The sequence below is a fragment of the Thioclava kandeliae genome (assembly GCF_040297545.1).
GTDB classification, from domain to species: Bacteria; Pseudomonadota; Alphaproteobacteria; order Rhodobacterales; family Rhodobacteraceae; genus Thioclava; species Thioclava kandeliae.
The window spans coordinates 59,109-72,783 of sequence record NZ_JAYWLC010000001.1 but is presented as its reverse complement, the minus strand read 5'-3'; the positions used below and the strand labels follow the sequence as shown (position 1 = coordinate 72,783).

Below are 13,675 nucleotides of genomic sequence, written 5' to 3'. Positions count from 1 at the left end.
AGAAAAATACTGTCATCAACTGTTTACGCTATTCTGATTTAGGTCAACTCTACCAAAAGAAAAACGGGGGTGGTGATGAGAAAATCTTCGACGATAACGGCGCTCGGCGCCATTCCCTTTCCGATCCTGCTGATCGGGCAGAACGAGAAGATCGCCTATGCCAACCCTTCGGCCATCAGTCTGCTGGGGGATGGTCTGGAGGGGCGGACATTCGTCACCGTTATCCGCAAGCCTGCCATCAATTTCGCGCTGGACGAGGCGCTCAAGCATGGGCGCGAGGAGCGCGCGCGCGACAGGCTTTCGCTGGGCGGTCGCGAGATGTCGGTAATGTGCACTGTCTCTCCCATGCCTGCCGATCCGCTCAGCGAGCTGCCGCAGGGGGGCGCGCTGATCGTGTTCGAGGATGTCACTGCGCTCGAGGAGGCCGAGGCCCAGCGGCGTGATTTCGTGGCCAATGTCAGCCACGAGTTGCGCACCCCGCTCACCGCGCTGTCGGGCTTTATCGAGACGCTCCTGCATGCGGCCAAGGATGATCCTGTAGCGCGGGCGCGGTTTTTATCGATCATGGAGCGCGAGGCCGCGCGGATGAACCGGCTGGTGGGGGATCTTCTCTCGCTCAGCCGTGTAGAATCGGAGGAGCGCCGCCGTCCGACACAGACGGTCGATCTGTCGGCCGTTCTCAACGGCGCGATGCAGGCGCTTGCCCCCGTGGCCGAGGCGCGCAACGTGAGTTTGCTGCGCGAGGGTGAGGCCGGACCGAAACGGGTCTCGGGCGATCCCGACCAGTTGACGCAGGTTTTCTCAAATCTCATCGAGAACGCCATCAAATACGGGGCCCCCGACGCACAGGTCCGCATCACTTTGAGCACGGTGGCCCATGAACCGGCCCTGCGCGGCGCGGCACTGAAGGTCGTGGTGCAGGATCAAGGAGAGGGGATCGACGCCATCCATCTGCCCCGCCTGACCGAGCGGTTCTACCGCGTCGATACCCACCGCTCGCGCGAACAGGGAGGCACGGGACTGGGACTGGCCATCGTCAAACATATCGTTTCGCGCCATCGTGGCCGGTTCAGGGTCGAGAGCGAGAAAGGCGTCGGCTCGCGCTTTATCGTCTATCTTCCCTTGGCGTAACATTCTGGATGCGTCGGCATCACGGGCATGATTTCGCTGCATAAAGTCGCACGGGCTGGACCTCTGGCGCGGTTGGGTTACTTCTGGGCCGGGTAACAGTGCGAAAGGATGCGGGCCGGGACGGACGCACGGGACGGGCCGGCAACTCGAGCCTCGATTTCTTAACAGAGGCTTGCAAGATCCCTCAAACTGTTCAAATCATTACGCCAAGCGACCGTCCGTGAGGAGATATCATGACCACGATTCAGACCACCCCGTTCGAGGGCCAGAAGCCCGGAACGTCGGGGTTGCGCAAGAAAACCAAGGTTTTCATGCAGAACCATTTTCTGGAGAATTTCATCCAGTCGACCTTTGATGCGATTGGTGGTGTGGACGGCAAGGTTCTGGTGCTGGGCGGCGACGGGCGCTATTTCGGCAAGGAAGCCGCACAGACGATCCTGAAGATGGCGGCGGCCAATGGGGCCTCCAAGGTCTATGTGGGCATGGGGGCATGGCTCTCGACGCCTGCGGCCTCGAACCTGATCCGAACACTTGATACCGATGGCGGGCTGATCCTCTCGGCCAGCCATAATCCGGGTGGTCCCGACGAGGATTTCGGCGTCAAGTATAACGCGGCCAATGGCGGTCCTGCGCCCGAGAAGATCACCGATGCGATCTTCGAGCGCACCAAGAACATCACCTCCTATCTGAAGCTCGAGGCCGAGGATATCGATCTGGGCAACGTTGGCACGCAAATGTTGGGCGAGATGGAAGTCGAGGTTCTCGATCCGGTTGCGGCCTATGCCGATATGATGGAAGGGATTTTCGATTTCGCTGCCCTCAAGGCGCTGTTTGCCAAGGGCTTCCGGATGCGCATGGATTCGATGTGCGCGATCACCGGCCCCTATGCGGTCGAGATCTTCGAGAACCGTCTGGGCGCGCCCAAGGGCACCGTCACCCACGAAACGCCGCTCGAGGATTTCGGCGGAATGCATCCCGACCCCAATCCTACCTGGGCGCATGAGTTGATGGCCGAAATGATGGGCGAGAATGCCCCCGATTTCGGCGCGGCCTCCGATGGCGATGGCGACCGCAACATGATCCTCGGTGCAGGCACCTATGTCTCTCCCTCCGACAGCCTCGCCGTTATCGCGGCCAATGCGAAACTGGTGCCCGGCTATGCCAAGGGGCTGAAGGGCGTGGCGCGCTCCATGCCGACCTCGGCGGCGGTCGACCGTGTGGCAGAGGCGCTGGGGCTTGCCTGTTTCGAAACACCGACGGGCTGGAAATTCTTCGGGAACCTGATGGATGCGGGGCGCGTGTCGCTCTGCGGCGAGGAAAGCTTCGGCACCGGCTCCGACCATGTGCGCGAGAAGGACGGCCTCTGGGCGGTCCTGATGTGGCTCAATATCATCGCGGCGCGCGGCCAGTCGGTGGGCGAGATCATGGAAGATCACTTCAAACGCTTCGGGCGTAACTATTATTCGCGCCACGATTACGAGGCGCTGCCGAAAGAGCAGGCCGAGGCGTTGCTCGAGGATCTGCGTTCCAGGCTCGCCGAACTTCCGGGCAAGGAGTATCAGGGGCTTGTCGTCGGTAATGCCGATGAATTCGCCTATACCGATCCGGTCGATCAATCCGTCTCCGAGGGGCAAGGCTTCCGTATCCTGTTTGCGGGAGGCTCGCGGGTCGTGCTGCGTCTGTCCGGCACCGGCACCGAAGGGGCGACACTTCGTGTCTATCTCGAGCGCTATGTCGCAGGCCCCGAAGGTCTGGGCGAGGATCCGCAAGAGGCGCTGGCCCCGATCATCAAAGCGACCGAAGAGATTGTCGGGATCGCTGCCATAACCGGCAAACAGCAGCCCGATGTGATTACCTGACTTTAGTCAGTGATGTTTCGAGAGGGGCGGGTCTTCCGCCCCTTTCTCATGCACTTGACCTTGCTTGCAGATGGGCAGAACGTGGGGCCAAGAAATGACCAGGAGGGCCTTATGGCTGATTTACCCTTTGATCTCGAAGCGCTTGACCGTCTGGCGAAAGTGGCCGTCCAAACCGGTTTGAACCTGCGCAAAGGGCAGGATCTCGTGGTGACGGCCCCTGTGGAGGCGCTGCCGCTCCTGCGCCGTATCGTGGCCGAGGCCTATAAGGCGGGTGCGGGGATCGTGACACCCATCCTGTCGGATGGCGAGATTGCGAAGGCGCGCTACGATTTCGCGTCTGATGAAAGCTTCGATAGTGCTGCGGGCTGGCTCTATGAGGGGATGGCCAAAGCCTATGCCAGCGGCGCGGCGCGTCTGGCGATCGTGGGCGAAGACCCGATGCTGCTGTCCGAATGTGATCCGGCTAAGGTTTCGCGGGCGGGTAAGGCCAATGCCAAAGCCTATAAACCGGCACTGGAGAAGATCTCCAATTTCGAGATCAACTGGTCCATCGTCAGCTATCCGACGGTAGCATGGGCCAAGCGCATTTTCCCCGATCTCTCGGACAACGAGGCACAGGCCAAGCTGGCCGAGGCGATCTTCGCCGCCTCGCGCGTTGACCGTGCCGACCCTGTCACGGCATGGGCCGAGCATAACGCAACTCTGGCCAAGAAATCCAAATGGCTCAACGAGGAGCGCTTCGCTGCGCTGCATTTCACTGGTCCGGGCACCGATCTTGAGGTGGGTCTTGCCGATGACCATGAATGGCATGGCGGTGCCTCGCCCGCGCAAAACGGTATTATCTGCAATCCGAACATCCCGACCGAGGAAGTCTTCACCACCCCGCATAAGACGCGCATCAACGGCACGGTGCGGGCAACCAAACCGCTTTCGCATCAAGGCAGCCTGATCGAGAATATCGAGATGGTGTTCAAGGATGGCCGCGCCGTCGAGGCCCGCGCGACCAAGGGCGAGGCCGTCCTGAAGGAACTGATCGCCACCGATGAGGGCGCCTGTTCTCTGGGCGAGGTTGCGCTCGTGCCCTTCCATTCGCCGATCTCGGAATCCGGCATTCTCTTCTACAACACCCTTTATGACGAGAATGCGGCCTGTCACATCGCTTTGGGACAATGCTATTCGAAATGTTTCCTAAACGGTGCCGATCTGACACCGGAGGAGATTGCCGAGAAGGGCGGGAACAGTTCGCTGATCCATGTCGACTGGATGATTGGCGGGCCGGAGACCGATATTGATGGCATCCGCGCCGATGGCAGCCGGGTCGCGATTTTCCGCAACGGGGACTGGGCCTGATCCCGAAGGCGCCCGACCGTTCGTTTGCACGCCACACTATCTGGCCGGAGCCATACGCGCCTCCGGCCATTTCCATAATGCGGAATGTCGTTGGAGCTCTCTCCCGACGTTCAGGCGTAGAGTGGCTTGTGGTTGCTTTGATGGCGCGCCACCAGCTTTTTCACCACCTTGCCTTTTTCGGGCAGGAACCGTGCGGGTATCGGTCTGTGATCCTCGGCGCATAGCTCTGGAAACAGGGTCTGCACCTCCTCGAACGCCTCGGGCGACAGGGATTTGAGGGCTTGCGGGCCGGTATAGAGGCTCTCTGACGCCGCTCCGTTCGAAAAGACGATTTCATGCTGATCGAAGAGCAGATGGTAATAATCGACGCTCTCGACATCTTCGAGAGGCGAAACTCCCTCGAGTGAGGTTAGTTTGTTTGCGGGAACAAGGACTTCGAGCTGTCCAAACATCCGTTGCGAGATTTTCGACCGGACAAGAATCCGGTGCTGCGGCGAGACGACCAGATCCTGCTCCGGTAGCCCGCGCCCCAGCGCGTTCTTCTCGATCCTGATGGGGCGCAATTTGGGATTCCGCTCGAGGCTCCGGCGGGAAAGGTGCCGTGTGCCGATCCATTTAAGAGGTTGGTAGCCGTGATCCATCGTGCGGATCCGGCAGCCCGGAGTGAGCGTCTCGACATCGACGGGCCCGTCTTCGGTCTCGATCTGCGTGCCGGCGGCAAAGCAGACCGGAAACTGGATGGAGGTCCCCGCCGAGAGGTCGAAGGTGAGAACGGCATTCTGTTCGACATATTCAAGAAGGCTGGAGACCCCAAGCGCATTCAGAACAGTTGTCAAAAGCGTGGGGGAAATGGCGTCGGTAAGCTGGGTGACAAGCCCGTCGAGCAGCTCTGCCTGATCCCCATCGGGATAATAGAGATAGGTATTCCCGTCCGCCTCCCATGCGGTGACATTGACAGAACTGCCGAGTTCGATATCGAGACTCAGTCCCAGAACGTTAAGAGAAACCGCCGAGGTGACGGTGCCCGAACCGATATAGGTCGCCTCATCAGCGGTGCCGTCATCGTCCCAGGTCGCGCTTTCGCCCGCATCCCAGTCGATGTTCCCATCGCCATCATTATCGTCGAACGTCAGCGTTCCGTCCGAACTGTCTTGCAGGTTGCTGACCACTAAAGTGTCGCTCAAACCCAGAAGAGAGCCTTCATAGGTTTGCATGTTTGTCAGATCACGCGTGCGTGTCGGCATGGGCCTACTCCAAGGGTTAACTACTTGTTACCAATGGCAATAGATACAGTTGACCAAGCTCGCGAAGCGGCATGCCTCGCAAAGGAAACGCTAGGGTGCACGGCCAGACATTCCCGCTCCGGAAGCCGGAATGGAAAAGAGCCTATGCAATCCTCAGATGAGTGAGTGTAGGTGGTTACATCTGTAAGATTGTCATCGGGTGTTGATTAATCAAATGTAAACCTCTCCCGCTGACAGGTGACCTTGGGTAGCTTCTGAGGGCTTAACTACGATCATCCAGAATATGATTAAAAATTAGGCAATCATTTTAGTTAATTTTTTCGATAGCGGTTCTGCTGCGTTATTTTTCTATCGAAACGGGGAGCGAATCAGCTCGTTTCAGCCAATCTGTAAAGGGTAATCCGCTCTCTGAGGCGCACGGAAATAGACCGGATGCCGCGTAATTCCTGTCGCGCATCGAGGTGGCATGTCCGGTCGGGTGCGATGCCCGGTTTGCTTACAGCTCGTGATTTACGAGCCGGATGATCGGCTCGGCCTCATCGCTCGCAAATTGCATGGAGCTGAGCTTCCAGCGGCCTTCCTCGAGCCGCAGGGTAGCGAGGGAGAGATAGGGTTCATAGGTAAGAAACCGGCCACCGCTCACATACCGGGTTTCATAGAGAACACAGATCGTTTCTGGATCACACCACGCAGCTTCAAGGCACCTGCGGATGATATGGCTGATATTTCGGGAACGCAGGCTCTCGTAACAGGCGGTGCTTGCGGTTTTTAGCCCCTCGGTCGTCCTCAGAATGCGCTTCTTGTCCATCGTTTCAAGACGGAACGGCAGGCTGCACATCCTTCTTATAGCCTCGAAATCATTCGAGAGCAGTGCCTCTACATTCTCGTCCAGAAACGTTTGCGCCATGGCCATTGCCATCGCGGCAGGCTTGCTCGGGGAGACCATGAGTGTACACCATCAAAATCATCGAAAAGACTTCGCGGGCGGCAGCATCGCCAGCCTGTCTGCCAGTAAGAACGAAAGGGGCGCGCCAGTCAGGTACCCCATAAAGACCAGTTTTACTGATCAATCGCACAAGTTTATTTAATATAAACGACGAGCGAAGTCAACGTATGTTGCTCATAGGGGGCCAATCCCTTGGGACCGGGATCGACCTTCGGCCCGCTCGTCAGCCTGTTCCGCCTTTACGAAATCCACGAAGGCGCGCAGTGGCGGGGGCATGTGGCGGCGGCCCGGATAGTAGAGGAACGGCCCCGAGAATGTGGGCCACCAGTCTTCCAGGACCGGCAGGAGGCGGCCATCCTCCAGTAACGGCTCCAGCCATCCGTCGAAAGTCATAAGGATGCCGAGACCGGCAACGGTAGCCGAGATCGCCATATCCACGGCCTGTGTGCTGACCGTCATCCTTGCCGGGGGATCGATCTTCACGACGCCACCGGCCTTTTCGAACTCCCAGATCCCGAGTGCGCCGCCGGGAAAGCGGGTGCGGATACAGTCATGCGACAGCAGATCGTGCGGGTGCCGCGGATGCCCCCGCCGCTCGAGATAGTTCGGGGCGGCCGCGGCCGCAAAGCGCTGGCTGCGCGGGCCGATGGGCACAGCGATCATATCCTGCGAGAGGGCTTCCTCGTAGCGGATACCGGCATCCGCGCCGCTTGCCAGCACGTCGACAAAGCCGTCATTGGCGATCAACTCGAGGGTGATGTCGGGATGTGCCGCCAGAAAGCGCTCGAGAATGGGCGGCAGGATGGTGCGGGTCACAGCCCCCGGCACGTTCAGCCGTAGAAGTCCGCGCGGCCCCTTACCAAGGGCCGAGGTTGCCTCGAGTGCCGCATCGACTTCCTCGAGCGCGGGGACGAGCCGCGCCAGCAGTGTCTCACCGGCCTGCGTCAGTGCGACGCTTCGTGTGGTGCGGTTGAATAGCCGCACTCCGAGCCGTTCCTCAAGCCGGATGACCGCCTCGCTGATACTCGAGGCAGAGGTCGATGTCGCCCGCGCCGCGCCGCGAAACCCGCCATGCCGTGCCGCAGCTATGAAATACCGTAGATCTCTTTGATCGCGCATTGTTCTCTTTATCCGGACAGCCTGAACGGAAAGCAGGGTATTCCCTTACAATAGCCAACGTCCATATACAGGGACATCGAAATCCGGTTACGAAAGGGCGGTACCATGATCACGACATCGACACTCGGCGGGACCTTCACCTTCAAGGGCGGGCGGACGGTCCACCGCCTCGGCTATGGCGCCATGCAGCTGGCCGGTCCGCATGTCTTCGGCCCACCCGCGGATCACGAGGGGGCGCTCGCGGTTCTGCGTGCCGCGATCGAGGCAGGGATCGACCATATCGATACCTCGGATTTTTATGGTCCGCATGTCACCAACCAGCTTATCCGCGAGGCGCTCCACCCCTATCCGCAGGATCTGAGCATCGTGACCAAGGTGGGCGCGCGACGCGGGGCGGATGCCTCGTGGAACCTCGCAGCCTCCCCCGATGATCTTGTGGCGGCTGTGCGCGACAATCTCGACAATCTCGGTCTCGAGGCGATGGAGGTCGTCAACCTGCGGCTGATGTTTGCGGAGGGGCCTGCCGAAGGCTCGATCGAGGAGCCGCTCACGGTGCTGGCCGAGCTACAGGCGCAGGGTCTGATCCGGCATATCGGGCTCAGCAACGCCACCGCCGCACAGGTCGCAGAAGGGCGCAAGATCACCGAGATCGTCTGCGTGCAGAACCTCTACAACATCGCCAACCGGAGCGATGATGCGCTGATCGAGACGCTGGCCGCCGAGGGTATTGCCTATGTGCCGTTCTTCCCGCTGGGTGGTTTCACGCCGCTGCAATCGCGGGAGCTGGACGCGGTTGCCGCCGGCCTCGGGGCCTCGCCGCAACAGGTCGCGCTGGCATGGCTGTTGCAGAGATCGCCGAATATCCTCGTCATTCCGGGCACCAAGACATTGTCGCATCTGCATGAAAATATCGCGGCAGCCGATCTGGAATTGCCACGGGAGGCGCTGCAACGGCTCGATGCAATCGGTCGGCAGACCGCCTGATACATCGCACAAGGTTACGCCCGGCAGGAGACTGCCGGGCGTTTCGGTCGTTCCCTCTTGATTGCCTGCAGTAGGGAGACCCTCACAGGCGCAAGAGCTGCCGCCCGGCGATCCGTCCGGCCAGACCGCAGATCAGGATCGCCGCACCATACCAAAGCAGATAGAAGGCCGGGCCGTCATCATCGCAATGGATGGCATAGATCATGGCCGCCAACGCACCGGCGAAAAGGCCGGCGATCCAGCCCGTCCTGCTGCCATCCACGACGATCCGGCGGCGAAGGCCCACAAAAAGAAACCCGCCGATAGGCAGGCCCAAGGCCGGAATGGACAGCAGGCAGATCCACCATGTCCGGCCCCAGAGATTACCGCCCCCGATCATCGCGCACCCCCAGACCAGTCCGCACAGGATCATGAGGGCAAGAGGGGCTCTGAGCGAGGCGGGACGGTCCTCGACAGGGCGCGCGAGCGGACGCGCCAGTAGCAATGCGAAGGCCAGCGGCAGCGTCTGTTTGAGCAATACGGGCAGGGTGCGTATGGCCTCGCTCCAATCCGGACGCGGGCCCCACAGGAGGACCATGAGAGCGATCGAGACCGCGCCTCCCGCCAGTAGCCGGAGCCGCAGATGCGGATAGCGGGGCGGTGTTGTATCGGCGCTGAGCGCCGCGATCAGGTTTTCGGTTTCCATTCCTCGTCCTTTCTTGCCGCCTCGGCCAGTCGGCTCAATGCACGGTGCAACGCCACGCGCAGCGCCCCCGGACTGAGCCCGAATTTGCGAGCCAGAGCCTCGGGCTCGGCCCCGCCCAATGCGTGATCGCGCACCAGCGAGGCATCCCTGTCGGGCAGTCGCGCCAGAGCCTGCTCCAGCAGAAGTCCTTCTAGCGGATCGACCGCCACGCCATGCAGATCGTGGTGGTCCTCGATCGGCTCATGCCCGCCTTTCGGGCGGGCCCGCATCACATCGATCGCCTTGCGGCGCACGATGACCCGCACCCAAGGCAGGAGCGGGCGGGTGGGGTCCCAACTGCCACGTTTGAGATGGATCGCCAGAAGCGCCTCCTGCACCACATCTTCGACGAGATGCGCCAGCGAACCCGGAAGGTCCGTGCGCGCCATCGCCCTCATGCGTGGCGCAAGCGCCGAGAGGCAGGCCGAATAGGCCCTCCGGTCTCCGGCCAGTCCGGCACGCATCCATGTCTCTATCTCGAAATCGGCCTGAGCCATGCGGGGCCTGCCATGTTTGTGCCACTCTATGAATGTCTACGGGCGGCAATGCGTGGATGTTACAGCACTGGTGCGAAATTTTCATGCGGGCTTTTCGTATCACAGAACGGTGATCGCTGTAACATCTGCAAGGCCGGAGCCGAAGACCCTGAGGCAGACACGAAGGATCTGCGTCAACCCATCAGGAGCTAGACATGTCCAACACAACTCTCGGCCTCGCCACGATTATCGCCGCAACCGTCACCGGTCTTTCATTGCCCGCCCATGCCGCAGGACAGGAAAAATGCTACGGCGTTGCGCTTGCAGGCCAGAACGGCTGTGCCGCAGGCCCCGGCACCACCTGCGCGGGAACGTCGAAGATGGATTATCAGGGCAATGCGTGGACGCTGGTGCCTGCTGGCACCTGTGCCGATATGGAGCTTCCGGCCATGGCGAACGGGCATGCGCGCATGGGCGCGCTGACGCCGCTTGAACGCGATCTTCCGAAAATGTGAGAGGTCCGGCGCGCGGATCCACCGCGCGCCGCATAGCCCGAGGAGAGCGCCATGACCACAGCCTTGCCCGCCCGCGCCGGAATCGGTTTCAAGCCGAAGCATCTGCAGGATCTCGCCCGTCCCGGCGCTGTGTCCTGGCTTGAGATCCATGCCGAGAATTACATGATCGAGGGCGGCCCCCGCCTTGCGATGCTGATGGATCTGGCGGAGCGGTTTCCGATTTCGGTGCATGGCGTGGGATTGTCGATCGGGGGCGAGGGGCCGCTCGATCGACTGCATCTGCGCCGGTTGCAGCAGTTGCTTGACCGCATCAGACCCGCGCAGTTTTCCGAACATCTTGCATGGTCTACCCATCAGGGTGCCTATTACAGCGACCTGCTTCCCTTGCCCTATACCGAGGCCACGCTTCGGCATGTGGCCGATCATGTGTCCGAGGTGCAGGACCGGCTCGGTCTGCAGATGCTTCTGGAAAATCCGACCAGCTATCTGCGCCTTGCCGATAGCACCATCCCCGAGCCCGAGTTCCTTGCGCGCGTTGCCGAGAAGACCGGCTGCGGCATGCTTCTGGATCTGAACAATCTCTTCCTGTCCTCGGTCAATGTGGGCATCGGTGTCGAGGCCTATCTGGCGGCCTATCCGCTCGAACGCACGGGAGAGATCCATCTTGCAGGGCATGTGCCGGATCCGGGCGGGGGGGGGGAATTGCTGATCGATAGCCATTCCACCGCTGTCGCCGATCCGGTCTGGGCGCTTTGTGCCGAGGTCATCGGGCGGATCGGGCCGAGGCCGGTCCTGATCGAATGGGACGAGGATGTGCCGGAGTTTGCCATCCTCGAGGCCGAGGCGGCGCGGGCGCAGGCGCTGCTCGATGAGGTTCCGGCATGAGCCACGAGACACAATTCATTGCGGGGCTGCGCGGGCAGGCCAAGATGCCGGATCTCGCCATCGACCATCCGCCCGCCGAAGCCGCACGCAGGTTTTCGGTCTATCGCAACAATGTCGCGGTGGCTCTGACCGCGGCGCTTCGGGCGGGGTTTCCCGCAGTCGAGGCACTGGTCGGGCACGAGTTTTTTACGGCTATGGCGCGCGAGTTCATCCGCGACCATCCGCCCCGTGATCCGGTCATGGCGTGTTACGGAGGCCCCTTTGCCGGCTGGCTGGAGGGCTTTGCGCCCGTGGTCGGTCTGCCCTATCTGCCCGAGGTCGCCTGTATCGAGATGACATTGCGCCTTGCCTGCCATGCGCGTGATTGCGCGGTCGTGACGCAGGAGACGCTCGGCGAAAGCGTTGGCGCGGGGATCGTGCCGCATCCGGCTGCGCATTGTCTGTCCCTGCGCAGCGCGGCACTCTCGGCATGGGCCCGAAATTCCGGCAGGCCGGATCTGAAATCTGCCGCGCCCGGAGAGGTGTTGATCACGCGTCCCCATGCGGATGTTTTGATTGCCGAGGCTCCACGTGGGACCAAGGCCACATTTTCGGACCTGTCGCAGGGACGTGATCTGGAAGTCGCGCTCGAGGGGCGGTCCGATCCGGTGGCCATCCTTTCCTGCCTCGTTCGGGCAGGCGCATTGACCACGGGAGGCCGATAGCATGAGGCGGGTCATTTTCGGGCCGCAGGCGCCCACGCGGGAGATGCTGGCCCTCGGCTGTGTCACACGGCTTGTGTTTGCGGCGGTGTTGCTGCGCTTCTTCTGGACCTCGGCCCTGACCAAGCTCGATGGTTTCGGCTTGTCGGCGTCGGCCTATGTGCAGATCTTTCCGCGCAGGATGGAGGCATTGGGATATGATCCGGACGGCCTCGCGCCTCTCGCGAAACTGGTCGTGGCCGCTGGCACTGCGGCGGAGATCATTCTGCCCGCGCTGATCCTTGCCGGACTGGCGACACGGGCGGCTTCGGTCATGATGATCGGCTTCATCATAGTCATGACGGTGACGGATCTCGTGGGCCATGGTGTCGGACCGGAGACTGCGGGAAAGCTCTTTGATCGCGCCGCGGATAGCCTGCTGGACCAGCGGCTTCTGTGGATCTGGCTTCTGGGGGGGCTTGCAGTCTCGGGAGGCGGATGGTTTTCGGCGGACCGTCTGTTTAACGGGTTACGCCGTCATACTCCAAGATAGGGGCGGCAGAGACGATGCCTTGTGGTCCGGGGCCCCGCCTACGGTGGGGTGGCCGGTTCGCACGCCCGATGTCCGCTCCAGTTACTGGCGCGGGGAGAGCCTTCCGAGCGCTGCGAAGATCCGGCACTGGGCGGAGAAGAGGAACATATAGGCCGCAAATTCGGCAATCTCCTCGGTGACCTGCCCGTTGGGTAGGCCATAGAGGCTGCTTCCCACATGGCCCTCTGCGGCAGAGGAGACCAGCATCGCCAGAATGAACAGGCCGAAATCACCAAAGGGGAAGGCCTTATGTGCGATCAGCTGGCCGATACGGCGGATCCCGCGCCCGTAAAGGAAACTCACAACTGCCAGCACCAGAAGCGCCATCATCACGGGGGCCACGAAGGGCTTGTACCACAGCACATGGGACGAGAATTGCGGCCCGTGTTCGCCGATGGATTGCGGAGCAAGGAACACCGCCCCCCAGCTCAGCTCGCGTAGCGCGAGACCGATCCAGAACGGCACCGCCGCCAGCCAGAACCAGCCCCCCCGCGCATCCTGTGTCGGGACCCGCGCATAGCGGAGAGAGAGGCCCGCGCCGACCAGTAGAAGGAGCGCCTGCGACGTTTCGACGGGCCCGTTCTCGAAGCTCGTCCAGAGTGGCAACCACAGCGCCAGCGGTACACTCGCAACCAGCAGCACCACTCCGATCCACCTTATTGCATTCACGGCTCGTCCTCCCGGCCGCCAACCATTCGGCGACACAATTCTGTCATGAAGGGGGCGAATTATCTACCTTCAGCTCGGATGTGAAGGGCTCGGAAAGGATTTATCAGGGTTCCGTCGCGCAGGGGCTGTGCATCAGTAAACTCCGGCCCGTGAGCGGGAGCTTCTGACAATTGGAAAGCTACCCGTTGGCAGCCGGTAGCGCGGGGGCGCGATCAGGCAACATGTTCCGGCGCAGACCTGTTGTGACGGGCTGACAAATCGTCAGGAACCATCCCGAAGACGGAGAAAACACCGAGCGCTTGCGTGACAGTGGTATGGGGAGGGGCTCGATTTTTGGGGATGCGCGCAAACTGCCATGCAAGGCCTGTCGTGCCTAGATAGGCGCGGCGCGGGGATGGCCGGACGGTTGGTAAGAGGGCCGAGCCGCGCTATTGGAGGCCGATCAACTGCCGTCTCGCATTGTCCTGAGATCTGCGTTATAGACCGGCGACCCGGTCCGGG

General features: G+C 61.4%; 14 protein-coding genes. 8 read left to right on the top strand and 6 right to left on the bottom strand.

Translation table 11 applies throughout. From position 1 onward, the window contains the following. Positions 1-75 precede the first annotated feature (75 nt). From VSX56_RS00375 to VSX56_RS00365, 3 genes are all read left to right on the top strand, one after another. Entirely contained in the window at positions 76-1,131 is a 1,056-nt protein-coding gene (locus tag VSX56_RS00375) for a sensor histidine kinase (RefSeq protein WP_350934011.1), read from the top strand. Positions 1,132-1,364: 233 nt separating this feature from the next. Next, a complete protein-coding gene (locus VSX56_RS00370; protein WP_350934009.1) occupies positions 1,365-2,990 on the top strand; it encodes an alpha-D-glucose phosphate-specific phosphoglucomutase in 1,626 nt (541 codons plus the stop codon). A gap of 111 nt (positions 2,991-3,101) precedes the next feature. Next, positions 3,102-4,340, top strand: coding sequence for an aminopeptidase (locus tag VSX56_RS00365; RefSeq protein WP_350934007.1), 1,239 nt, complete (start codon positions 3,102-3,104; stop codon positions 4,338-4,340). Between the two features lie 110 nt (positions 4,341-4,450). Here VSX56_RS00365 and VSX56_RS00360 read toward each other — a convergent pair whose 3' ends face one another. The 3 genes from VSX56_RS00360 to VSX56_RS00350 form a co-directional block, all read right to left on the bottom strand. Further along, a complete protein-coding gene (locus VSX56_RS00360; RefSeq protein WP_350934005.1) occupies positions 4,451-5,584 on the bottom strand; it encodes a Hint domain-containing protein in 1,134 nt (377 codons plus the stop codon). A 496-nt stretch (positions 5,585-6,080) separates the two neighbouring features. Next, positions 6,081-6,530: a hypothetical protein gene (locus VSX56_RS00355; RefSeq protein ID WP_350934003.1), complete on the bottom strand. Its 450-nt coding sequence runs from the start codon at positions 6,528-6,530 to the stop codon at positions 6,081-6,083. Positions 6,531-6,704: 174 nt separating this feature from the next. Then, entirely contained in the window at positions 6,705-7,649 is a 945-nt protein-coding gene (locus VSX56_RS00350) for a LysR family transcriptional regulator (RefSeq protein ID WP_339112499.1), read from the bottom strand. A gap of 105 nt (positions 7,650-7,754) precedes the next feature. Between VSX56_RS00350 and VSX56_RS00345 the strand changes: the two genes are divergently transcribed. Beyond that, on the top strand, positions 7,755-8,633 hold the full coding sequence (locus VSX56_RS00345) for an aldo/keto reductase family oxidoreductase (RefSeq protein WP_339112500.1): 879 nt from the start codon (positions 7,755-7,757) through the stop codon (positions 8,631-8,633). Positions 8,634-8,715: 82 nt separating this feature from the next. Here the strand turns inward: VSX56_RS00345 and VSX56_RS00340 are convergent, their stop codons facing one another. After that, positions 8,716-9,318: an NrsF family protein gene (locus VSX56_RS00340; RefSeq protein ID WP_350934000.1), complete on the bottom strand. Its 603-nt coding sequence runs from the start codon at positions 9,316-9,318 to the stop codon at positions 8,716-8,718. Further along, the gene (locus VSX56_RS00335) at positions 9,300-9,854 is read right to left on the bottom strand and encodes a sigma-70 family RNA polymerase sigma factor (RefSeq protein ID WP_339112502.1); all 555 of its coding nucleotides are present in this window, start codon (positions 9,852-9,854) and stop codon (positions 9,300-9,302) included. Before VSX56_RS00335 ends, VSX56_RS00340 begins: the two co-directional genes overlap by 19 nt. Positions 9,855-10,048: 194 nt before the next feature. Here VSX56_RS00335 and VSX56_RS00330 point away from each other — a divergent pair, with 194 nt between their 5' ends. Genes VSX56_RS00330 through VSX56_RS00315 form a run of 4 tightly spaced genes read left to right on the top strand, consistent with a single transcriptional unit; the run spans position 10,049 to position 12,466 of the window. Next, positions 10,049-10,348, top strand: coding sequence for a BufA1 family periplasmic bufferin-type metallophore (locus VSX56_RS00330; protein ID WP_339112503.1), 300 nt, complete (start codon positions 10,049-10,051; stop codon positions 10,346-10,348). Positions 10,349-10,399: 51 nt separating this feature from the next. Next, complete coding sequence (gene bufB / locus VSX56_RS00325) at positions 10,400-11,233, top strand: MNIO family bufferin maturase (RefSeq protein ID WP_350933997.1); 834 nt, start codon at positions 10,400-10,402, stop codon at positions 11,231-11,233. Next, positions 11,230-11,937, top strand: coding sequence for an HvfC/BufC family peptide modification chaperone (locus VSX56_RS00320; RefSeq protein ID WP_350933995.1), 708 nt, complete (start codon positions 11,230-11,232; stop codon positions 11,935-11,937). Before bufB ends, VSX56_RS00320 begins: the two co-directional genes overlap by 4 nt. A 1-nt stretch (position 11,938) precedes the next feature. Next, positions 11,939-12,466: a DoxX family protein gene (locus tag VSX56_RS00315; protein ID WP_350933993.1), complete on the top strand. Its 528-nt coding sequence runs from the start codon at positions 11,939-11,941 to the stop codon at positions 12,464-12,466. 81 nt (positions 12,467-12,547) lie between these two features. Here the strand turns inward: VSX56_RS00315 and VSX56_RS00310 are convergent, their stop codons facing one another. After that, the gene (locus VSX56_RS00310) at positions 12,548-13,174 is read right to left on the bottom strand and encodes a hypothetical protein (RefSeq protein WP_339112507.1); all 627 of its coding nucleotides are present in this window, start codon (positions 13,172-13,174) and stop codon (positions 12,548-12,550) included. Positions 13,175-13,675: the final 501 nt, after the last annotated feature.